The 20,773-nt window shown below is 73.1% G+C and carries 22 protein-coding genes; 14 read left to right on the top strand and 8 right to left on the bottom strand.

Annotated features, from left to right (window positions below):
* Positions 1-3 precede the first annotated feature (3 nt).
* Positions 4-1,428 carry an amidase gene (locus tag V6D49_RS16100; protein WP_340560485.1) on the bottom strand — a complete coding sequence of 475 codons (1,425 nt, stop codon included), beginning with the start codon at positions 1,426-1,428 and terminating at the stop codon, positions 4-6.
* Positions 1,429-1,546: 118 nt separating this feature from the next.
* Entirely contained in the window at positions 1,547-2,110 is a 564-nt protein-coding gene (locus V6D49_RS16105; RefSeq protein ID WP_340560487.1) for a TIGR03086 family metal-binding protein, read from the bottom strand.
* A 139-nt stretch (positions 2,111-2,249) separates the two neighbouring features.
* Here V6D49_RS16105 and V6D49_RS16110 point away from each other — a divergent pair, with 139 nt between their 5' ends.
* A complete protein-coding gene (locus V6D49_RS16110; RefSeq protein WP_340560489.1) occupies positions 2,250-4,712 on the top strand; it encodes a SpoIIE family protein phosphatase in 2,463 nt (820 codons plus the stop codon).
* Positions 4,713-4,789: 77 nt separating this feature from the next.
* On the opposite strand, the gene V6D49_RS16115 is transcribed toward V6D49_RS16110, so the two are convergent.
* Positions 4,790-5,482 (bottom strand): HD domain-containing protein, encoded by a 693-nt coding sequence (locus V6D49_RS16115; RefSeq protein ID WP_340560491.1) that lies wholly within the window; start codon positions 5,480-5,482, stop codon positions 4,790-4,792.
* 59 nt (positions 5,483-5,541) lie between these two features.
* Between V6D49_RS16115 and V6D49_RS16120 the strand changes: the two genes are divergently transcribed.
* Complete coding sequence (locus tag V6D49_RS16120; RefSeq protein ID WP_340560492.1) at positions 5,542-6,243, top strand: copper homeostasis protein CutC; 702 nt, start codon at positions 5,542-5,544, stop codon at positions 6,241-6,243.
* 74 nt (positions 6,244-6,317) lie between these two features.
* On the opposite strand, the gene V6D49_RS16125 is transcribed toward V6D49_RS16120, so the two are convergent.
* From V6D49_RS16125 to V6D49_RS16135, 3 genes are all read right to left on the bottom strand, one after another.
* On the bottom strand, positions 6,318-6,545 hold the full coding sequence (locus V6D49_RS16125; protein WP_445330535.1) for a hypothetical protein: 228 nt from the start codon (positions 6,543-6,545) through the stop codon (positions 6,318-6,320).
* 165 nt (positions 6,546-6,710) lie between these two features.
* Positions 6,711-7,538: a cytochrome c oxidase assembly protein gene (locus V6D49_RS16130; protein WP_340560494.1), complete on the bottom strand. Its 828-nt coding sequence runs from the start codon at positions 7,536-7,538 to the stop codon at positions 6,711-6,713.
* A complete protein-coding gene (locus V6D49_RS16135) occupies positions 7,538-8,101 on the bottom strand; it encodes a DUF2243 domain-containing protein (protein WP_340564072.1) in 564 nt (187 codons plus the stop codon). The genes V6D49_RS16130 and V6D49_RS16135 overlap by 1 nt, the downstream gene beginning before the upstream one ends.
* A gap of 736 nt (positions 8,102-8,837) precedes the next feature.
* On the opposite strand from V6D49_RS16135, the gene V6D49_RS16140 reads away from it, so the two are divergent.
* From V6D49_RS16140 to V6D49_RS16180, 9 genes are all read left to right on the top strand, one after another.
* Positions 8,838-10,076: an MFS transporter gene (locus tag V6D49_RS16140; protein WP_445330646.1), complete on the top strand. Its 1,239-nt coding sequence runs from the start codon at positions 8,838-8,840 to the stop codon at positions 10,074-10,076.
* 206 nt (positions 10,077-10,282) lie between these two features.
* Positions 10,283-12,316, top strand: coding sequence for a HelD family protein (locus V6D49_RS16145; RefSeq protein ID WP_340560497.1), 2,034 nt, complete (start codon positions 10,283-10,285; stop codon positions 12,314-12,316).
* 182 nt (positions 12,317-12,498) lie between these two features.
* Complete coding sequence (locus V6D49_RS16150) at positions 12,499-12,762, top strand: hypothetical protein (protein ID WP_340560498.1); 264 nt, start codon at positions 12,499-12,501, stop codon at positions 12,760-12,762.
* Positions 12,734-13,264: a DUF6879 family protein gene (locus V6D49_RS16155; protein ID WP_340560500.1), complete on the top strand. Its 531-nt coding sequence runs from the start codon at positions 12,734-12,736 to the stop codon at positions 13,262-13,264. The genes V6D49_RS16150 and V6D49_RS16155 overlap by 29 nt, the downstream gene beginning before the upstream one ends.
* A 19-nt stretch (positions 13,265-13,283) precedes the next feature.
* A complete protein-coding gene (locus V6D49_RS16160; protein ID WP_340560502.1) occupies positions 13,284-14,132 on the top strand; it encodes a helix-turn-helix domain-containing protein in 849 nt (282 codons plus the stop codon).
* 169 nt (positions 14,133-14,301) lie between these two features.
* Positions 14,302-14,700, top strand: a complete 399-nt coding sequence (locus tag V6D49_RS16165; RefSeq protein WP_340560504.1) for a hypothetical protein — start codon at positions 14,302-14,304, stop codon at positions 14,698-14,700.
* On the top strand, positions 14,697-15,392 hold the full coding sequence (locus tag V6D49_RS16170) for a DUF6875 domain-containing protein (RefSeq protein ID WP_340560506.1): 696 nt from the start codon (positions 14,697-14,699) through the stop codon (positions 15,390-15,392). The genes V6D49_RS16165 and V6D49_RS16170 overlap by 4 nt, the downstream gene beginning before the upstream one ends.
* A 341-nt stretch (positions 15,393-15,733) precedes the next feature.
* Positions 15,734-16,192 (top strand): protein kinase domain-containing protein, encoded by a 459-nt coding sequence (locus V6D49_RS16175; protein ID WP_340560508.1) that lies wholly within the window; start codon positions 15,734-15,736, stop codon positions 16,190-16,192.
* Positions 16,186-16,674, top strand: a complete 489-nt coding sequence (locus tag V6D49_RS16180) for a GNAT family N-acetyltransferase (protein WP_340560509.1) — start codon at positions 16,186-16,188, stop codon at positions 16,672-16,674. The genes V6D49_RS16175 and V6D49_RS16180 overlap by 7 nt, the downstream gene beginning before the upstream one ends.
* Before the next feature lie 21 nt (positions 16,675-16,695).
* Here the strand turns inward: V6D49_RS16180 and V6D49_RS16185 are convergent, their stop codons facing one another.
* Positions 16,696-17,166 (bottom strand): ATP-binding protein, encoded by a 471-nt coding sequence (locus tag V6D49_RS16185; RefSeq protein ID WP_340560510.1) that lies wholly within the window; start codon positions 17,164-17,166, stop codon positions 16,696-16,698.
* A gap of 302 nt (positions 17,167-17,468) precedes the next feature.
* Between V6D49_RS16185 and V6D49_RS16190 the strand changes: the two genes are divergently transcribed.
* The 3 genes from V6D49_RS16190 (at position 17,469) to V6D49_RS16200 (ending at position 18,985) form a co-directional block, all read left to right on the top strand.
* Positions 17,469-18,311, top strand: a complete 843-nt coding sequence (locus V6D49_RS16190; RefSeq protein ID WP_340560511.1) for a helix-turn-helix domain-containing protein — start codon at positions 17,469-17,471, stop codon at positions 18,309-18,311.
* On the top strand, positions 18,311-18,589 hold the full coding sequence (locus tag V6D49_RS16195; RefSeq protein WP_340560513.1) for a DUF397 domain-containing protein: 279 nt from the start codon (positions 18,311-18,313) through the stop codon (positions 18,587-18,589). Before V6D49_RS16190 ends, V6D49_RS16195 begins: the two co-directional genes overlap by 1 nt.
* 144 nt (positions 18,590-18,733) lie before the next feature.
* Positions 18,734-18,985, top strand: a complete 252-nt coding sequence (locus tag V6D49_RS16200) for a hypothetical protein (protein ID WP_340560515.1) — start codon at positions 18,734-18,736, stop codon at positions 18,983-18,985.
* 15 nt (positions 18,986-19,000) lie between these two features.
* Here the strand turns inward: V6D49_RS16200 and V6D49_RS16205 are convergent, their stop codons facing one another.
* Entirely contained in the window at positions 19,001-20,662 is a 1,662-nt protein-coding gene (locus V6D49_RS16205) for a DNA repair helicase XPB (RefSeq protein WP_340560517.1), read from the bottom strand.
* Positions 20,663-20,773: the final 111 nt, after the last annotated feature.

Below are 20,773 nucleotides of genomic sequence, written 5' to 3' on the forward strand. Positions count from 1 at the left end.
CGGTCAGTGCCCGGCGGCGTCCTGGACACGCGGCCAGGGGCGTTCGGCCTCCAGGGTGAACGCGACGTCCAGCAGCGTCCGTTCGTGGCCGGGCCGGGCGGAGAACATGACGCCGACCGGCAGTCCCTCGTCCGTCGTGGTCGCGGCGGGCAGCGAGACGGACGGGGTGCCGACGACGTTGTTCAGCGGGGTGAACGCGACGTAGGCCGAGATCCGTTCGATCAGGGTGTCGTACGGCACGGCCGGACTGAGGTGGCCGAGCGGCGGCGTGGTGTGGGCGAGGACGGGCGTCAGGACGACGTCGTGCCCGCGCAGCGCCGCCGCGTACGCCTCCCGCGAGCGTCGCAGCCGCCGCAGCACCGCGGGCGTGCGGTGCGCCGCCCGCAGGTAGTCGGCACGCAGGCCGCGGCTGAGCCCGTCCATGCGGGAGCGGTCGAAGTGCGTGCCGAGGCTCCGGCCCGTCGCGCCGATCAGGAACGACAGCAGGCCCCAGTAGGTGAGGAAGTCGTCCCGGAACCGGGGGTCGACGGCGATGCGCACCGGTTCGACGCGGTGGCCGAGCCGCTCCAGCGTCGCGGCGGTGTCGGAGACGGCGGCGCGGGTGGCGGCGTCCGTGACGGCACCGGTCGGCGAGTCCAGCAGGAGCCCGACGCGCAGCCGCCGCCCGCTGGGCCCTTCCAGCAGGCCGAGCGGGGGCAGTTCCGGGTTGCGCCAGTGCGTCTCGGCGGCGGCGAGGAAGGCCGCCGTGTCCCGCACCGAGCGGCTGACGATGCCGTCGCAGACGATGTCGATGGGCAGGCGGCGGCTCTGCGCGTTCGCCACGAGCCGCCCCCGCGTCGGTTTCAGGCCGACCAGGCCGCAGCAGGCGGCGGGAATGCGGATCGAGCCGCCGCCGTCGTTGGCGTGCGCGACGGGTACCGCGCCGGCGGCGACGAGGGCGGCGCTGCCGCCGGACGAGCCCCCGGCCGAATAGCCGGTGTGCCACGGATTGCGGACGGGCTCGGCGTCCTCGAACTCCGTCGTCGCGTTGAACCCGAACTCCGGCAGTCGCGTCTTGCCCAGCACCGTGACGCCCGTGCCGAGGAACTGCCGGACGAAGGGCGCGTGCCGCCGGGCCGCCCGTGGCGTGAACGCGGCGCTGCCGTGCCCGGTCGGCAGGCCGAGGTAGTCGGTGTTGTCCTTGACGAGGGTGGGCACCCCGGCGAACGCGCCGCCCGGCCTCACGGCGGGGGCGGGCGGGTCGTGGTGGATCCGGACGGCGCCGAGCGCCGCGTCCGCCGCCCGCACCCGGGCCGCGGCGTCCCGCGCCACCTCGGCGGCGCCGACCTCCCCGCGCCGGATCCGTGCGGCGATCCCGACGGCGTCGTCCTCGCCGAGCGCGTCGTCCCCGAAGGTGTGCACCGTGGTCAGCTTCTCCGGAACCGTCACCGCTGCCTCCGTCCGCCGCCGGTCCGTGGTCGGTCGCCATCTTTCCTTACCGCCCGGTAAGAAGCGAGACCCCCACGCGACCGGGGCCGCGCGTGGCACCGGACCCCGACCCCCGGCTCTACGGTCGGCGGCCGGTGAGGGCGATGAGGCGGTCGGCGGCGGGGGCGTCGCGGGGGACGTCCACGGCGGGGGCGAAGATCCCGGCGTCCTGCCAGGCGGGGATGAGCCCGGCGAAGCGGTCGTGGAGCTCGGCCGCCAGCTGCGGGTCCAGCCCGGCGTCGACGCCCGCGCCGCGTGCGACGTCCCAGCCGTGCACGGCCAGGTCCAGCGTCATCTGCCAGGCGTACTCGTGGCCGGGCGTCGGGCCCCCGGTGGTGTGGACGGTGCCGGCGAGCGCGCCCCGGCGGTGGAAGGCCGGGCGGGAGGCGGCGGCCGCCTGCGCCCACGCGCCGACGGGGTCGGGGCCGAGCACGTCGCCGTCGAAGCGGTCCCCGACCTCGGCCAGGGTGGCGCCGCGCAGCAGCCACGGCGCCCACAGGTGCTCACCGGTCACGTGGTTGACCACGTCCCGCACCGACCACTCCGTACACGGCGTGTCCGCCGTCCACCGGTCGTCCGGCACCTCGCGGACGCGGCCGTCGAAGGAGCTCAGGGCGCGGTCGAACGCTTCGAGGAGTTCCATGGTCCCGAGGGTGCCACCTGCCCGGGCGCGGCGCCGGTCCGCCGGGCGGCCGCACTGCGCCGCGTGGGGGAGGCGCGGTTGGTGGTCCGGTGGGGGCGCGGTGAGGATGGGAGGGGACGAACGGAGGCGGGTCGGTGCGATGAGTGATGCGAGGGCCTCCGAACACGACCTGCGGGGTCCGCTGGACGCCGGGGTCGCGGCCGTGGCGGTGCTGGACGCCCGGGGCCGGGTCGTCGGGTGGAGCCCCGCGGCCCGGGCGTTGCTGGGCCACGAGTCGGCCGAGGTGACGGGCCGCCCGTTCACGGACCTGTTCGCCGGTGCGGGCCGGGACGGCGCCGGGGATCGAGGCGGGCCCGGAGGCTCCGGCGGGCCCGCCGAGCTGGACGCGTTGGCGGGCAGCGTTTTCCGCGTCTTCCGCCTAACGCACCGGGACGGCCGAGCGCTGCGGGTGGCGCTCGTGGCGGCCCCGCTCACCGAGTCGGCGCGGGAGGGGGCGCCCGCCCGGATCGTCCTGATGGCCGACGCGGACGACCTCCAGGCGTGGCAGACGCGGCAGGCGATGCTGCGCAGCCTGGTCAACGAGTCCCCGGTGGGGCTCGGCATCTACGACACCTCGCTGAGCCCCGTGTGGGTGAACGCCCGCGCGGGCCACGAGCTGGGCTCGGCCGTCTCGACGTACGCGCGGGTGCCCCTGGACGAGGTGTGGCCGCGCGGGGAGATCATCAGCCCGCAGCACCCGCGCACCCTGGCCGAGGTGATGCGCCGGGTGCTGGCCACCGGCGAACCCGTCATCGACCTGCACTACCGGGCGGGGCTGCCCGCGACGCCGCAGGACGAGCGGGTGTGGTCGTGCTCGTACTTCCTGCTGCGGGACGCCGCCGGGAACGCGCTGGGCGTCTGCGAGGAGTCCGTCGACATCACCGACCGCTACGCGGCGCAGGAGCGGCTCGTCCTGCTCAACGAGGCCAGCGCGCGGATCGGCACGACGCTGGACGCCACCCGGACCGCCCAGGAGCTGGCCGCGCTGGCGGTGCCCCGGCTGGCCGACCGGGTCGACGTCCACCTGCTGAGGGAGCCGGTCGAGGGGCGCGACGGGCTGCTCGCCGGGGACGTCGGGCTGTGCCGCGCGGCGAGCCGGACGGCCGCCGGGGAGGCCGTCGTACGCGGCGGTGAGGTGACGGAGCCGCTGGCCGCGAGCACGCCCGCCGTGCGTTGCATGGCGCTCGGCAGCTCGCTGCTGTACGCGACGACGGACCCGGCGGGACGGGCCTGGCGGGCGGAGTTCCGGTGGGTGCTGGCCGTCCCGGTGCGGGCGCGCGGGACGGTGCTCGACGCGGCGCTGTTCCTGCGGGCGGGCCCGGAGCCGTTCGCCGACGACGACCGGGTGCTGGCCGAGGAGCTCGTCGCCCGGACGGGCGTCGCCGTGGACAACGCCCGCCGCTACACCCGGGAGCGCGACGCCGCCCTGACGCTCCAGCGCAGCCTGCTGCCGCGCAACCTGCCCGAGCGGACCGCCGTCGACGTGGCCCACCGCTATCTGCCCTCCGACGCGCGGGCCGGGGTCGGCGGCGACTGGTTCGACGTCGTCCCCCTTTCCGGGACGCGGGTCGCCCTGGCCGTCGGCGACGTCGTCGGGCACGGTCTGCGGGCGGCGGCGACGATGGGGCGGCTGCGCACCACGGTCCGCGCGCTGGCCCGGTTGGACCTGGCCCCGGACGAGCTGCTGGCCCGGCTCGACGACGTCGTCGGGCAGAGCACGGCCGAGGCGGAGGAGGACCCCTCGGCGGCGTCGGCCGAGGAGGGGAGCTGGGGCGCGACCTGCCTCTACGCCGTCTACGACCCCGTGTCCGGGCACCTGACGGCGGCCAGCGCCGGGCACCCGGCCCCGGTCGTGCGCACCCCCGACGCCCGCGTGACCACCCTGGAGCTGGAGCCGGGGCCGCCGCTCGGGGTGGGTGGGCTGCCGTTCGAGAGGACGGAGGCCGAGCTACCCGAGGGCAGCGTCGTCGCGCTGTTCACCGACGGCCTGGTGCGGGGCGTCGGCCACGACCTCGGCGCCGGGCTCGACGCGCTGCACGACGCCCTGGCCGCCGACGGCACCGAGGACCTGGACGCGGTGTGCGAACGCGTCGTGACGGCGCTGCCCCCCGGCCCGGCCACCGACGACGCGGCGCTCCTCGTCGCCCGGACCCACCGGCTCGGTCCGGACCAGGTCGTCGTCCACGACCTGGAGGCCGACCCGGCGACGGTGGCCGACGCCCGCAAGGTGGCCTCCCGCCGGCTCGAACGCTGGGGCATGGACGTGCTGGGCTTCACCACCGAGCTGATCGTGAGCGAGCTGGTCACCAACGCCGTCCGCTACGCCGACGGGCCCATCCAGCTCCGGCTGATCCGCGACGGGCGCACCCTCGTCTGCGAGGTCTCCGACTGCGGGCACACCTCCCCCCACCTGCGCCAGTCCGCCGCCGAGGACGAGGGCGGGCGCGGCCTCTTCCTCATCGCCCAGCTCGCCCGGCACTGGGGCACGCGCTACACCCGCACCGGCAAGACCATCTGGACGGAGCAGGACCTGGACGCCCCCGGCCTGGACGTCACGGGGTGAGGCGCCCGCGCGACGCGCCCGGCCGGTCGCCGCGCGACGCGCCCGGCCGGTCGCGGGCGGGCGCGTCGCGGCCGGGCTCAGGCGCGGGCGTCGAGGAGCGCCAGCTCGGTGCCGAGGTTGTGCCGGGCCGGGGCCTCCCAGCGCGCGGCGCCGTGCGGGGTGCGGAACAGCCGGGGCAGGGCGAGGAGCTGTCGGAGCACGTCGGCGCGCCCGGCGGTGAACGCCTCGTCGGGCACGAACGCGTACTCGGCGCGCACGGCCGCCGCGTAGGCGGCGTACGCGCCCGGGGAGCCGGCCAGGACGGCGAGGTCCGCGTCGCACAGCACCTCGCCGTCGCGGTCGCCGGGCGCCGGGTCGTGGGTGACGGTGAGCCGGACCAGCCGGACCACCTCCGCCGTGCGGGCGGGCCCGACCCCGGCCTCGGGGAGGGCGCGCTGGGCGAGGCCGGCGCTGCGCTCCTCGTTCTCGCTGCGGTCGGGCCGGTAGACGGCGTCGTGGAACCAGGCGGCGAGCCGGACGGCCTCGGGGTCGGCGGCGTGCCCGGCCAGTTCGTCGACGCGGTCCAGGACGGCCAGGAGGTGGTCGGTCGTGTGGTAGCGCCGGTGCGGCTCCGCCCAGCGGCGGAGCAGGTCCCGCCCGTAGGGCTCGGGGTCGGGGGCGGCGTCGGCGTCGCCGCCGGGCTCGCCGCCGGCGTCGCCGCTGCGGGCGGCGGTCAGGGTGGCGTTCCAGCGGAGGAGGAGGGCGGCGGAGGCGGGGTGCGTCTCGGACATGGCATCCATGGTGCGGGCGGGGCTACCGCTGCAGGGACGGGTGTGGCACTCTAACCCACATGTCTAGACCAATCCTTGAGGTGATCGCGCTCTCCGCCGACGACGCGGTGGCGGCGGAAGCGGGTGGGGCCGACCGCCTCGAACTGGTCACCGACATCGCGGCGGACGGCCTGACCCCGTCCCTGGAGACCTTCGCCGCCGTCCGCGCCGCCGTCCGCATCCCCGTGCGCGTCATGCTGCGCGCCACCGACGGCTTCGCGGCCGGGGACACCGTCGACCGCGCCGCCCTGCGCGACCGTGCCGCCGCCCTGCGCGCCGCCGGGGCGGAGGAGTTCGTGTTCGGCTTCCTCGACGCGACCGGCGGCCCCGACCTGGCCGCCGTCCGGGGCCTGCTCGACGTCCTGCACGGCTGCCGCTGGACGTTCCACCGCGCCATCGACCACAGCACCGACCGGGCGGCCCTGCGCAAGGCACTCACCGAGCTGCCCGGCCTGGACGGCTACCTCACCGCCGGGTCGGCCGCCGGCGTCACGGCCGGGCTCGACGTCCTGCGGGCCGAGGCACGCCGGTCGGCCCGGGGCGACCTGGGCTACGAGCCGCGCGTCATGGCTGGCGGCGGGCTGGCCCTCCCGCACGTCCCGATCCTGCGCGACGCGGGGGTCGACGCCTTCCACATCGGCGGCGCCGCACGGCCGGGCGGCTGGTCCGCGCCCGTCGAGGCCCCGGCGGTCCGGCAGTGGCGCACGGTCCTGGACGGCTGACCACCGCCCCGGAGCGGCGCACGTCGTCCACCCGGCCCGGGCGCGCACGCCGACGGCCGGTGGGCGGGCCCGCGTCAGCGGGGGCGGTGCGCGGCGGGGTGCTGGGCCTCGTCCGTCTCACCCAGCACCGCCACGCGGAACGCCGAGGAGACGAAGACGCGGACCGCCCGCAGCGCGTTGCCGAGCCGGTGCGGCGGGTGGTGCTCGGTGTGGCCGACCGCGGTGGCGCCCTGCGCACGTGACGGCGACCGACCGCCGTCACCCGGTCCGCCCATCGCGGGGGTAACAGATGCGGTACTCATGCCTCCAGCATGCGCAGTGCACGCCCCCCGCGCATCGGCCGAAGGTCCCGTCCCTCCACTGGCGAAACCCCACCGACGGGTGTAGCGACCCCGTAGGGGCCGCCGAGGCAGGACGCGGCTCACACCGGAGACTCCTTCGGCCGGCGATCCTGCCGGACGGCACGCTCAGGCGGCTGCCGTCGCCTCCCGGCGGGCGGCGGCCTGGCGCATCGCCGCCCGCCGGGGCTCGGGACGCCACGTGGCGACCAGGGCACCGGCCAGGAGCAGTTCGGCGATGTCGCCGCCGTAGTACATGATCTCGGCGCCCGCCCGGACCTGAGCGACGGGGGCGTGGATGTCGACCCGGAAGCCGCCGTACATCAGCTGGGAGATCACCGCGTGCCCCGCGATCGCGACGCCGAGACAGACCAGCCGTGCCCGCACCGTCGGCCGGGCCGGCGCGGGATCGGGCCCGGCGATCACGTGGGCGAAGAGACAGCCGGAGAGCAGGAAGTGCAGGTGCAGCGGCCAGTGGGCCGCCGGGGTGCTCGTGACCGCGTTGTAGAGGGGGGTGAAGTAGAGAACCGCGAGGCTTCCCGTGGACAGGACCAGTGCGACGGCGGGGTGGGTGACCGCGCGGGCGGGCGTGCTGTGCAGGACGGCGGTCAGCTGCCGTCCTCGGGCTGCGGGCAGGGTGCGCAGCAGGAGGGTGACCGGGGCAGCCAGGACGAGCCCGAGGGGCGCGTACATGCCGATGAGCATGTGCTGGGCCATGTGGCCGCGGAAGTCCTCGTGCGCGAAGGGGGCCACGGGCGGCAGCAGTGCCACGCCGAGCAGAACGACGCCGGTCAGGAAGCCGGCCGTCCGCCACCGGCTCCAGCCCAGAGCCGGGTTGCGGTGGTGCGCTCGGCGGGCGAGCAGCAGGTAGGCGCCGGCAGCGGCGAGGAGCACGAGCGCGGGCAGCAGCCATTCCAGGGTGCCGCCGAGGCCGCCGCCCGCGTCGTGGTGGCCCATCAGGCGCGCCCGTGCTCGTGACCTGCGGTGGGGGCGCCCGGGTCGACGGGCCGGCCGCCGCGCTGGAGCAGGTAGCCGCCGGCCACCAGGAGGGCGCCCAGGACGAGGAAGCCGATGTCCCACCAGAGCCGGCCGTCTCCGGCGTAGACGTGGTGGATGCCCAGGATGTGGTGGTCCACGACGCCCTCGACGAGGTTGAAGACGCCCCAGCCGACCAGGACCCAGCCCCACAGCACGCGGGAGGTCCACACCCGGCGCCGGTCGTGGGTGACGCGCGAGTACAGCACGGCCAGGCCGAACAGCACGGCAAGCCAGCACACCGTGTGGAAGAGCCCGTCCCACACGGTGTTCATCTCCAGACCGGAGACGGTGTCCGGGTTGTAGTACGGGACACCGACGTTGTCCGTGTCGGTGCTGCTGAGCATGTGATGCCACTGGAGCACCTGGTGCAACAGGATGCCGTCGACGAACCCGCCCAGCCCCACGCCGAGCACGATGCCCGGTAGCCGGATACTCCCCGGCCGTGAGATACCGACCCGCGCTTCGCCCTCCACGGTGGCCATCGCCTCGCTCCGCTCCACTCCCGGGTTCTCGTGCACAGTGCCTCGGTCGCAGACTCCCCTCGCCGCCGTACGCGCGCACGTGCGCGCCCGCCGTCCGGCCCAACCCGGCCGCGTTCCGGGACCACACCGGTCGTGCGGCGGCCGTCCCCCGAGACCGTCCGGAGCGACGACGACGCCCGTGACCGGCGTTCCCCGGCCCTCCGAAACCGACCTGTGAGCAACGGCATAGAGCCGTCAAGCTCCCTTGGCGCGACGTGTGTTGACCCCGCCCGGCGGCGTTCGGCGCGGTGGCGTCCTCCCGCTGCCGGGGAGCGTCTGTGAGCATGGGACGCCGAGCCGGACGCCTCTGACCCTGCGGGCCGGGCGGTCTACGGCTCCCCACCTCGTGCCGGTGCGCCGACGCCCCTCGAGGCGCCCTGCCACCGACCCGTGCGGTCCCGTTCCCCGCACCCCCTCCGCCATGAACCCTCGCCCTCCCCTGCCGGAACCCGGCCCCGCCGCCGTGCGGCCCGTGCCTCACCCGCGCCCCGCCCCGGCGCCGCGCCCCGACCGGCTCACCGCCGTCATCCCGGCGCCCCGGCCCTCCGCCGAGCCCCGCCCGACCACCACCGCGCCGCCGCCCGACGTCCCGCAGCCGTCGCAGCCGTCGCAGCCGTGGCCTGAGCCGCCGCGCCGTCCGCCGTCCCCCGCGCCCCGGCGGGACCGGGCGCCCTGGCGTTCCCTGCGGCACCGCAGCATGCGGTGGTGGACCGGGGCGAACCTGGTGTCCAACGCGGGCACGTGGATGCAGCTGACCGTGCAGAACCTGCTCGTCCTCCAGGTCAGCGGTTCCGCCGCCGCCACCGGCCTGAACCTGTCCGTCCAGGCCGCACCGGGCCTGCTGCTGGGCCTCGCGGGCGGCGCGGCCGTCGACCGCTGGCCGCGCAGGCTCACCGCGTCCGTCAGCCAGGCCGTCCTCGCCCTGGTGGCCTTCCTCACCGCCGCGCTCCTCGTCATGGACCTCGTCACGCTGCCGGTGCTCATGGCCCTCGGCTTCCTGACGGGCCTGATCGCCACCGTCGACTCGCCCGCCTGCTCCCTGCTCGGCAACGACCTCGTCCCGGTCAAGGACGTGCCCTCGGCCATCGCCGTCGGCTCCGTGGCCAGCAGCTCCGGCCGCCTCCTCGGCACCGCCGCCGCCGGTGCCGCCGTCGGGGTCTTCGGCACGTCCGCCGCCTACGCGGCCAACGGCCTGTCGTTCCTCGTCGTGGCCGCCGTCATCCCCTTCCTGCGCCTGCACCCCAGCCGCGAGGCCGAACAGAGCGCACCCGCGCGTCCCCCGGGCCGAGCGGGCGGCGCGGGCGGCGGGGGCGGCGGGAAGCGGCGCTCGGCGGGGCGCGACAGCCGCGACGGCCTGGCGTTCTTTCTGCGTCGGCCCCGGCTGGTGGCGCTGGCCTGCGTCACCGGGATCAGCGCCGTCTTCGGCCGCAACTACTCGCTGACGCTCGTCGTGCTCGTCACCGGACCGCTGGCGGGCGACGCCGCGTCCTTCGGCACCGTCGCGACGGTCCTCGCCGTGGGCGGCATCGTGGGCGCCGTACTCGCCGGGCGGCTGACGAACCCGTCCGTGCGGCTGGTCGGCGCGCTCGCCGCCTGCGGCGCGCTGCTCCAGGTCGCGGCGGGCCTCTCCCCGAGCCTCGCCGTCCTCGTCCTCCTCGTCGCCCCGATGGCCGTGCTGGAGTCGGTCTCCGACACCGCCGGGACGACGGTCCTCCAGACCGACCCGCCGCCGCACCTGCGCGGTCGCGTCCTCGGCGTCTGGCGCAGCGCCAGTACCGGCTGGGGCCTCGCCGGACCCGCGCTCATCGGCGTCCTCATGCAGGTCGCCGGGGCGCGCGCCGCGCTCGTCGCGGGCGGCCTGCTCATCGCCGGAGCCGTCGCCACCGGCTGGCTGCTGCGCCCCCGGCTGACCCGCGCGCTCGCCGCCCCGGCCTGAGGGCCCCCGTCCCCGCCCCCGTCCCCGCACCGGGCCGCACCCGGCTGCGCGGCTGCGGCAGCGGGGGCGCCGGCGCAATCCGTTCGTCCGGGCGACGGGAGCGGGTATGATCGCGCGTCTTGCCGCCTCCCGGTCCGGGGAGGACCGCGTCCGGTCGGTACCGGGCGCCTCCCACCCGCACCGCAGACCACCGGAGGCCCTTCCCCGTGCCCGCCCCCGCCGAGGGCCCGCTCCACGCCGAGCAGACCCACCTCACCGCGTCCCGAGCCGCCCTGCGCACCATGCGCGCCGACGTCGAAGCCCTCGACATCCGCGACGTGGCCGCCAACTGGGTGAACGCCGCCGTCCTCCAGGCGCAGGTCGGCGAGCGCATCGCCGCCCTCGCCGACCTGGCCCACACCCCGCTGTTCTTCGGCCGCCTCGACTACGAGGGGGGCGACCACGCGGGCCACCGCTACTACATCGGGCGCCGGCACGTCCACGACGCGGCGGGCGACCCCATGGTCGTCGACTGGCGCGCCCCCGTGTCCCAGCCGTTCTACCGGGCCTCCCGGCGCGACCCGCAGCACGTCGCGCTGCGCCGCCGGTTCGGCTACACCGCCGGGGAACTGACCGCCTACGAGGACGAGCACCTCACCGACCCCGCAGCCGCCGACGAGCGGGCCGGGGCGCTCCTCCAGCGGGAGATCGAACGCCCCCGCGTCGGTCCGATGCGCGACATCGTCGCCACCATCCAGCCCGAGCAGGACGAGATCGTGCGCGCCGGCGTCGAGGGCACGGTGTGCGTGCAGGGCGCCCCCGGCACGGGCAAGACCGCCGTCGGCCTGCACCGCGTCGCCTACCTGCTCTACGCGCACCGGGAGCGGCTGGCCCGCACCGGCACCCTCGTCATCGGTCCGAACGCGTCGTTCCTGCGCTACATCGAGCAGGTGCTGCCCGCACTCGGCGAGCTCCAGGTACGGCAGTCCACCGTCGACGCGCTGGTGGCCCACGTCCCCGTGCGCGGCGAGGACGACGCGCGGGCGGCGGCCGTCAAGGGCGACGCCCGCATGGCGGAGGTGCTGCGTCGCGCCCTGTGGTCCCACGTCGGCGAGCCGGACGAGCCCTGCGTCGTCGTGCGCGGCTCCCGGCGCTGGCGCGTCGCCACCGACGAACTGGCCGCCATCATGGCCGAACTCCGGGCGCGCGGCATCCGTTACGCCGCCGCCCGCGAGGCCCTGCCCCAACGCATCGCGCACGCCGTGCTCGTCCGCATGGAGCGGGCCGGGGAGGCCCCCGACGACCGCGTGCAGGACACGGTGGCCCGCAACGCCGCCGTCAAGGCGACGGTGAAGTCCCTCTGGCCGCCCGTCGACCCGGCCAAACTCGTCCTGCGGCTCCTCTCCGACGCGGACTTCCTCGCCGCCCACGCCGACGGCGTCCTCACGCCCGACGAGCAGAAGGCCGTGCTGTGGCCGAAGCCCGCGCGCGGCGTGAAGTCCGCGCCCTGGAGCCCGGCCGACGCCGTCCTCGTCGACGAGGCGAGCGACCTCGTCAGCCGCACGCCCTCCCTGGGCCACGTCGTCCTGGACGAGGCCCAGGACCTCTCACCCATGCAGTACCGGGCCGTCGGCCGCCGCTGCTCCACCGGCTCCGCGACCGTCCTCGGCGACATCGCCCAGGGCACCACGCCCTGGTCCACCGCCCGTTGGTCCGACGCCCTCGCCCACCTGGGCAAGCCCGACGCCGCCGTCGAGGAACTGACGCGCGGCTTCCGCGTCCCCCGGCACGTCATCGCCTACGCCTCTCGCCTGCTGCCCGCCATCGCCCCCGAACTGGCCCCCGCCACGTCCGTCCGCGAGTCCCCCGGCGACTTCACCGTCCGCTCCGTCCCCGCCGCCGAACTGACCGACGCCGTCGTGGCCGCCTGCCGCGAAGCCCTCGCGCGCGAAGGCTCGGTCGGCCTCATCGCCGCCGCCGCCCGCCTCCCCGAACTGACCGCCGCCCTCGACGCCGCCGGGCTGCCCTACCTCGACCCCGGCGAGGAGACGACTCCCACCGCCCGCCTCACCCTCGTCCCCGCCGCCCTCGCGAAGGGCCTGGAGTACGACTCCGTCGTCCTCGACGAGCCCGCCGCCATCGTCGACGGCGAACCCGACACCCGCACCGGCCTGCGCCGCCTCTACGTCACCCTCACCCGCGCCGTCACCGCCCTCACCCTCCTCCACGCCGCCCCACTACCACCGGAGTTGGCCGACTGACGCCGCTGGGCGTCCCTTCCCCCCCCCGATCAGCGCGGCCCCTCAGGGGCGAGGTCGGCAAACGTGTCGATCTGCCTCCTTGCCAAGTACGCACTTGATCAGGCCATGGACTTGACCGCTGCGGGACGGTACGGGACGGTCCTTCTCAACTGGCCGCAAGCGGCCCGGCAAAGGAGATGGCGATGGCGTTACGGTTCGTCGGGATGGACCCGAACACCGGTGGTGAAGGATCACCGACAGTGTGGGTGGAAGAGGAGAGTGCGGACGTCGTTCTTCAGGGTGAGGAGGCCGACGAACTTCTCCTGGCCCTGGTGGGTTCAACACAGTGGGTTCCCGGCCACACCCTCGGCGTCCCGGCTCACGAGCGTGTCATCCGAATCCCGGCCCGTATGGTGCCGATCCTGAGGGAGGCGTGTGATGTCGCTGAGCACCGCGACATTCGCTGAACTGCTCGCCGCGACTCGGCATAGTGCTGTTCACCTGGAGATGCGTGACTCCTACGCGGTGGGGGACGAGGCCGAAGACTATGAGACGTTCCTGCGGACCGGCGTCGCCAACACCGACCCGGCGCAATCGTTCTGGCCGCAGTGGATGCCGCTGGTGATTGAGGCCGTCGACCGCGGCGTAGTGATGCGCCGCGCACGAATCGTCTCCGAACCGGTCACCGACTACATCCGCTACGAGCATGCCATCACGCAGCTGAACCGGCAGGCGGGAGAGGAAGTGCGTTGGCTGCCCCGTCGTCACGCGAGCGACATCCCACTCCCGGGGAACGACTTCTGGCTGTTGGATGACCGGATCGTGCAGTTCAACCACTGGACCGGCGACGGCGACTGGGCCACCCCGCCTAAGGAACGCACCGACGATCCTGCAGTGGCCGCGCTGTGCTCGCGCGCCTTCGCCGTGGTGTGGGAGCGTGCGATCCCGCACGAGAAGTATTCCGTCTGACTCAGCAACCGGACAGCCCGTGCCCGCTTCCCCCTCCTCCAGCGCCCAAGCCGCACGCGAAGCTCTCGCCGTGCGGCTGGCTCATCTGATGAGAGACGCCGGGGTCAGCGGGCGCGAGCTGTCCTCCCGGTGCCGCTGGCATCCGGCCAAGACCTCCCGCATTCTCCACGCGAAGGCTGTGCCCTCCGACGCCGACATCCGCGCCTGGTGCACGGCGTGCGGCGCCGACGACCAGGTCGACGATCTCATCGCTGTCGCAAGGGCGGTGGAGTCGATGTACATGGAATGGCGGCGTCTGCACCGCCACGGAATGCGTCGAGTTCAGGAGGAAGTCCTCACACGCAACGCTGCCGCTCGCCTCTGCCGCGCCTACACCTCCAACGTCATTCCAGGCTTCTTCCAGACCGCGCCCTATGCCGAAGCCCTGATGCACGCCATCACGGACTTCCAGGGGACCCCCGACGACGTCACTCAGGCTGTTGCTGCTCGGCTGGCCCGGAGCCGATACCTGTACCAAGGCGGTCATCGCTTCGTCGTCCTCCTTGAGGAATGGGTGCTCCACTCGCGTATCGGCACCGTCGAGACGATGGCAGGCCAACTTCAACACTTGTTCACTGTGATGCCGCTGCCCTCCGTCTCCCTCGGCATCATTCCGCAGGCGGCGCAGCGGACGGTGTGGCCGCTGGAGGCGTTCTACCTCTACGACGACCAGCACACCGTCGTCGAAACGCTGACCGCAGGCATTCATGTCCGCCAGCCTCGGGAGCTCGCTGACTACGCCCGTGCCTTCACCCGCCTGTCCGGTATGGCCGTTCACGGCAATGCGGCTCGCTCGCTCATCCGGGCTGCACTCGAGTCACTTGGGTGATGGCGGCGCAATCATCCGCAACATGGTTGAGCCTCGTCGCCACGTCTCCATAGCGTCAGTGGTCCCGCCAAGCGCTCGAGTCTTGAGACCCGGGTCTGTGGCGCCGGCACCACCCCGGGCCCACTCAGTCCGGGGCCGCAGTACCACCGGCACCGAGAGGGACACCACCATGAGCACCGCGATGACCGAGCTGTGCCGCTTTCTGTCCATCACCGGGCAGCGCCTCAGGAATGGCCAGAGCGCGCCCGAGATGTTCTCCCCTGCCGTGGACGCGGCGTGGCACAAGATGTTGGCAACCTCCCAGTACGTGGCCCTGTGCCAGGAGACTGCTGGACAGCCGATCCGCCACGTCGCGAACAACGGCCACGGACCGATCGGGTGGGTGACTTCCTACGAGGAGATGTACGGCCCGCTGCCGCAGATCTGGTTCACCGACGCTCAGGGCGTCGTGAACCACGATGCCGAGGCCAGCTACCGGCAGAGCGGCACCGTGGTCGCCGAGTGGGACTGCTCCCCTATCGGCGGAGGCGGCGACGACGACGCCGCCCCGCAGGTCGACGACCAGTGACCACCCCCGCTGTCGCAGCGCCCCGGGCCACCGCCGGGGCGCTGCGACTCGTCGAAGCCAGTACCGCTACTCCGACCACTGTGGACGTCGGTGCGTACCTGCGGGAGATGAGCGCTCACTGCCCTTACCTGGAGCCGTCCCTGCGCCGGGGCCTGACGAACTGGACGGTCTACCGGGCCGTGGGCGAGACCGATGCGGTGGAGGCGGAGCTCTTCCACGCGGGCGCTCAGGCGGCTGAATGGCTCCGTCCCTTGCTGAGCCGGGCGCACGGCTTCCTCCGGTGCGAGAACGTGGTCGTCATGGGCGCGGAGCCGACCGTCCGGCACCACGACGTGCTGACCTGGCCACACTGGGTACTCAAGAACATCTATGGACCGGTCGGTGTGATGTTCGGCAAGTTTCACGAGGGTGCGGAGGAAGCCTCCAGGTCCGGGCAGCCAATCTCGGTCGCACCCGTCTCGTTCCTCGCCGTAAGGGCTGCCGTCCGTCAGCGTGATCCTGGGTTTCTTGACGCGACTCCGAGACTCGCCGACGCACTCGCCGGTGCTCAGGACGACGGTCGGAATCTGTTCGAGCACATCCCTCAACAGTGGAGTGAGATCCGGAGATGGGCGAAGTGCTTTCCGCTCCCGAAGAAGCCGTCACTGTCCTCGCTGAGCGGGTCGGAGAGCCTGTCACCGCCCGGCTCTTGAGCGACCGGCGCGGCACACGGGCCTGGCACGTCCATGGGCCGCGCGGTGCTGCGGCGTTGAAGGCGAACAACCCCGATAGCGGTGGCTCACGGAAACGGGCCGCAGAGATCCGCCAGGAGGACGACCACTTGGTCCGACTCACCACGGCCGGAGTGCTACCTCCCGGCTACCGCATCGACGCGGGAGGGTGGCGGGACGGCCGGTGGCTGGCGGTGCGCTGGGTCGACGGGGCGCCCCTGTGGCCGGCTTTCGCCGGTGCGCGAGGCGCTGATGGAGACTCCCCCTTGGTCCGGTCCTGGCTTCTCGCAGCGCTCCGCACGTGGGCCGCCCAAATGGCGCCCTTGCACGCCGCCGGTTGGGCCCACGCCGACGTTCAGCCCACCAACACGCTCGTCACCGAGCACGGACGCGTGGCGGTCATCGACTACGCCTCGGCCTGCGGTCCCGGTACTCATCGGCGCCTGCCCTACCGTGGGGCGCTCACCCACACCACCGCTCCCGAGATCGCTGCGGCCATCCTCGACACCTCTGCGGACACGCACATTCAAGCGCAGCCGAGTGCCGACATCTGGAGCCTGGGCGCCTCCCTGTTCTGGTGCTGGACCGGCCACCGCCCTGTCGCCTACGACGACGTCACCGAGCGGCTGGAAAAGCTACGTGCGATCTCCAAGGGCACGACCTCGCTGTTGAGCGATCTCCGCCCCTGGTCCTTTCCCGCATTCGAGGAAGCCATCACCGCGTGCCTGGCTCCCGACCCCGCCGATCGCCCCACTGCTGGTGAACTGGCCGACTCGTGGTGATTCTGCGACCTTTTGTTCCCGAAGATGCCGCTGCCCTTCAGCATGTCTACAGCGGCGCCTCCATCCGATTCACCACCGGAAGTGCACTCACCTACAGTCAGGCGCAGCAGAAGATTCGCTCAGCGCTCGCCGAGACAGACGAGAGCCCCCGCACGCGGTGGAGTTGGGGCATCGTCGCTGACGACGTCTTGGTCGGCAAGATCGCCCTCAGTCGACGCTCCTGCCACACGGGCACGCTCAGGTACATTCTCTGCGAGGCGGCATGGGGTCACGGCTACGCCACCGAGGCGACGGAGCGGGCTGCGACCTTCGCCTTCACCGTGGTCCGCTTTGACCGACTGGAAGCCGAGCACCACCCCGCCAACCCTGCCTCCGGCCGTGTCTTGACGAAGGCCGGGTTCCGCTACGTCGGGACCTCTGAGCGGTGCATGGGGGGCGGGGCCGTCCTGCCGTATCCGACCTACGTGTTGCTGCGCATGTGAGGTGGCACGGGGGCAGAGTGCCTACGCCGGGGGTGTGGAGAGTTCGGCCCAGACCGTCTTGCCCGGTGCGGCGGCGCGGGGGCGGGTGCCCCAGGCCGAGGCGAGTTGAGCGACGAGGTACAGGCCCCGACCGCCCTCGGTATTGTCGGGCGGCTGCCGACCGGACAGCTCCGGCAGCCGCTCGTCCCGCACGTCGCTCACCTCGACGCGAACGACGCCGGCGTGATCGGTGAGCTGAAGCCGGAAGTCCCGTCCCGGCACGTGCCCGTGGCGCACGGCGTTGTTCACGAGCTCCGCCGCGATCAGCGTCACGGTCTCGTTGACCGATGACGTGTAGGGGTGCCCCCACTCGTCCAGTCGGTGTGACACCAGCCGCCGTGCGAGCCTTGCCCCGCGTGGCGTGGAGGTGAACTGCATCCCGAAACGCCGCACGGCGGGCGTCCCGGCAGTGGTCTCAACCGCCCGGTGCGTGTGGGCGTTCATGTGGTCCATACACCGCAGGTTCTCCCCTGGCAACGTTCCGTGGCGAGAGGTGAAGTGCCTACGACATGCGGTGGTACGCCAGCGGCGACCCGCGTAGGTGTGTCACGTCATTCCTGTGCGGGCAGCGCCAATGAGAAGCCCTCTCATCAGGGGATTTTACGATTTCTTGAGAGCAATCGACCATAGGTGCGTAACGTGATGTCCGCACGCGGGTACCGGCGGTGCTGGTACGCGGGCGCCTGGCATCTGTACGAGCCGTGCGGAGTGACCTGCCGCGCGGGGCCGCGTTGGCGGCAGTGGAGGTGGCGTGGATGAGCGAAGAGCCGACCGAAGACGGAACCCAGGCTGACCACGAGCCGAGTGCAGGCATCCTGTCCGTCTTCGGACGCCAACTCAAGCGATTGCGACTGAGAGCCCGCATGGAGCGTTCGGAACTCGGCGCCGCGACCGGGTACTCGGTGTCGACCATCGCGTCCTACGAGCAGGGTCGGCGCATTCCACCGCCGACGTTCATCGACAAGGCCGACGATGTCCTGGACGCGGGCGGCGTACTGCTGGAGATGAAGGAGGAGGTCAAGAGGGCTAAATACCCACCGTTCTTCCGTGATGCCGCGAAGTTGGAGGCGAACGCCACCGAGATCCACGTGTATGCCACGCAGGCGGTACCGGGGCTCTTGCAGACCGACGAGTACGCATTGGCGGTCATCGGTATGATGCGCCCTCCGCTAGCCGATGACGTGGTCGAGCAGCGAGCGTCGGCGCGCATCGAACGACAGGAGGTCTTCGCCGGCAAGCCTCAGCCTCTTTTCGGATTCGTTGTCGACGAGGCAGTGATCCGCCGCCCGTTGGGTGGCCGCACTGTGTGGCGTCGGCAGTTGGAGCACCTCCTCCGGGTGGCTCAGCGCCGCACTGTGGAGGTCCAGGTCATGCCGCTCGACGTGGAGGACCACGCAGGACTGGATGGACCGTTCACCGTCATCCACCGGCCCGACGGTGACCAGGTCGCGTATCTCGAAGCCCAGGCCAGGAGCACGCTCGTTACTGACCGAGCGGAAGTCCAGGGCATTGTGGCGCGCTATGGCATCATCCGAGCACAGGCACTCACACCACGTGAGTCGATGACCTTCATCGCACAGTTGCTGGGAGAACACTGATGGGCGGACAGCCTGGGCGGGCCGATGCGCGACTCGATTGGTTCAAGTCCAGCTACAGCAGTGGTGAGGGCGGTGAGTGCGTAGAGGTCGCCATGGCCTGGCACACGTCCAGCTATAGCGGAAGCGCTGGCGGTGAGTGCGTCGAGGTTGCGGAGTGTCCCGGCGCCGTGCACGTGCGGGACTCCAAGCGTCGGTCCGGCCCGGTGCTGTCGTTGAGGCCGCAGGCGTGGGCCGCGTTCGTCGGCTTCACCTCTGAGCCCGGGCGCGGGAGCTCCTGAGTATCAGCACGGATGTCCGGGGAAGCCGGTGTTCGGTGGGATGGGCGTATGAGTGCATTCTCGTCAGCGTCCGCAGCGGGTACCGGCGACGACCGGAGGGCTGCGCCGTCGACCGTGCCGGTCCGGTCAGGGCGGCGGGCCCGGGTGACCGCCTCCGTGCTCGGGGCGGTGGTGGACGTGCCGCTGCTGGCCCTGGGGTCCTCGTTGGGTACCCATCCGTTCCTGTTCCTCTGCGCGCCGAGCCTGTTGTTCGTCCTCCTCGGGTGGGTCGTGCCGGATCAGCGCGGCGGGCGCGGTCTCGCCATCGCCGGGAGCATCATGGCCGTCCTCGCGGCCCTGTTCTTCCTCGTACTCTTCGGCATGTTGCTCTACCTGGGTGCGACGCTCGACACCTGAGCGGGTGGCGCGGCGTCACGCGCCTTCGGTGGCGTCCGGCTCGGGGAGGTCGGTGGCGTCGATGATGCGGTAGGCGTAGCCCTGCTCGGCGAGGAAGCGCTGGCGGTGGGCGGCGAAGTCCTGGTCGACCGTGTCGCGGGCGACGACGGAGTAGAAGCGCGCCTCGTGGCCGTCGGCCTTAGGGCGCAGGACGCGGCCGAGGCGCTGGGCCTCCTCCTGGCGGGAGCCGAACGTCCCGGAGACCTGGATGGCGACGGTCGCCTCGGGCAGGTCGATGGAGAAGTTGGCGACCTTGGAGACGACGAGGACGGACAGTTCCCCGGCGCGGAAGGCGTCGAAGAGCTTCTCGCGCTGCGCGTTGCTGGTCTCGCCCTTGATGACGGGGGCGCCGAGGCGTTCGCCGAGCTCGTCGAGCTGGTCGATGTACTGGCCGATGACGAGGGTCTGGTCGCCCCGGTGGCGGCGGACCAGGGCCTCGGTGACGCGGAGCTTGGACGGCGTCGTGGCGCAGAAGCGGTACTTCTCGTCGGTCTCGGCGGTGGCGTAGGCGAGCCGTTCGGAGTCGGTGAGGCTGACGCGGACCTCGACGCAGTCGGCGGGGGCGATGTAGCCCTGCGCCTCGATCTCCTTCCAGGGCGCGTCGAAGCGCTTGGGGCCGATGAGGGAGAAGACGTCGGACTCGCGGCCGTCCTCGCGCACGAGGGTCGCGGTCAGGCCGAGGCGGCGGCGGGCCTGGAGGTCGGCGGTGAACTTGAAGACGGGCGCGGGGAGCAGGTGCACCTCGTCGTAGACGATGAGCCCCCAGTCGCGGGAGTCGAACAGCTCCAGGTGCGGGTAGACGCCCTTCCGCTTGGTCGTCAGCACCTGGTAGGTGGCGATGGTGACCGGCCGGATCTCCTTCTTCGTGCCGCTGTACTCGCCGATCTCGTCCTCGGTCAGCGACGTGCGGCGCACCAGCTCGTGCTTCCACTGGCGGGCCGAGACGGTGTTGGTGACGAGGATGAGCGTCGTCGCCCTGGCCTCGGCCATGGCCCCGGCGCCGACGAGCGTCTTGCCCGCGCCGCAGGGCAGCACGACGACGCCGGAGCCGCCGTGCCAGAAGCCCTCGACCGCCTGCTTCTGGTAGGGGCGCAGCGCCCAGTCGTCCTCCTTGAGCGCGATGGGGTGGGCCTCGCCGTCGATGTAGCCGGCGAGGTCCTCGGCGGGCCAGCCGAGCTTGAGCAGGGCCTGCTTGATCTGGCCGCGCTCGGAGGGGTGCACGGCGACGGTGTCGGCGTCGATGCGTTCGCCGACCAGGGGCTTGATCCGCTTGGAGCGCAGCACCTCCTCCAGCACCGGCCGGTCGGTGGTCTGGAGGACGAGGCCGTGCGCCGGGTGCTTGGACAGGCTCAGCCGCCCGTAGCGGTCCATGGTGTCGGCGATGTCGACGAGCAGCGCGTGGGGAACGGGGTAGCGCGAGTGGGTGACGAGGGCGTCGACGACCTGCTCGGCGTCGTGCCCCGCCGCCCGCGCGTTCCACAGCCCCAGCGGGGTCAGCCGGTAGGTGTGGATGTGCTCGGGGGCGCGCTCCAGCTCCGCGAAGGGGGCGATGGCGCGGCGGCAGGCGTCGGCCTGCTCGTGGTCGACCTCGAGCAGGAGCGTCTTGTCGCTCTGGACGATCAGGGGGCCACTGTTCACCGTTCGGTCCTCACGCGTGGGATCGGTCGACTTTCCAGTCTCTCGCACAGCGCGCCCGAGTCCGCCCTCCCGCAGGGTGTGCCCTTGCCCACGGAGGAGGGCGTCACTCGT

It is taken from the genome of Streptomyces sp. GSL17-111 (assembly GCF_037911585.1).
Classification (GTDB): Bacteria; Actinomycetota; Actinomycetes; order Streptomycetales; family Streptomycetaceae; genus Streptomyces.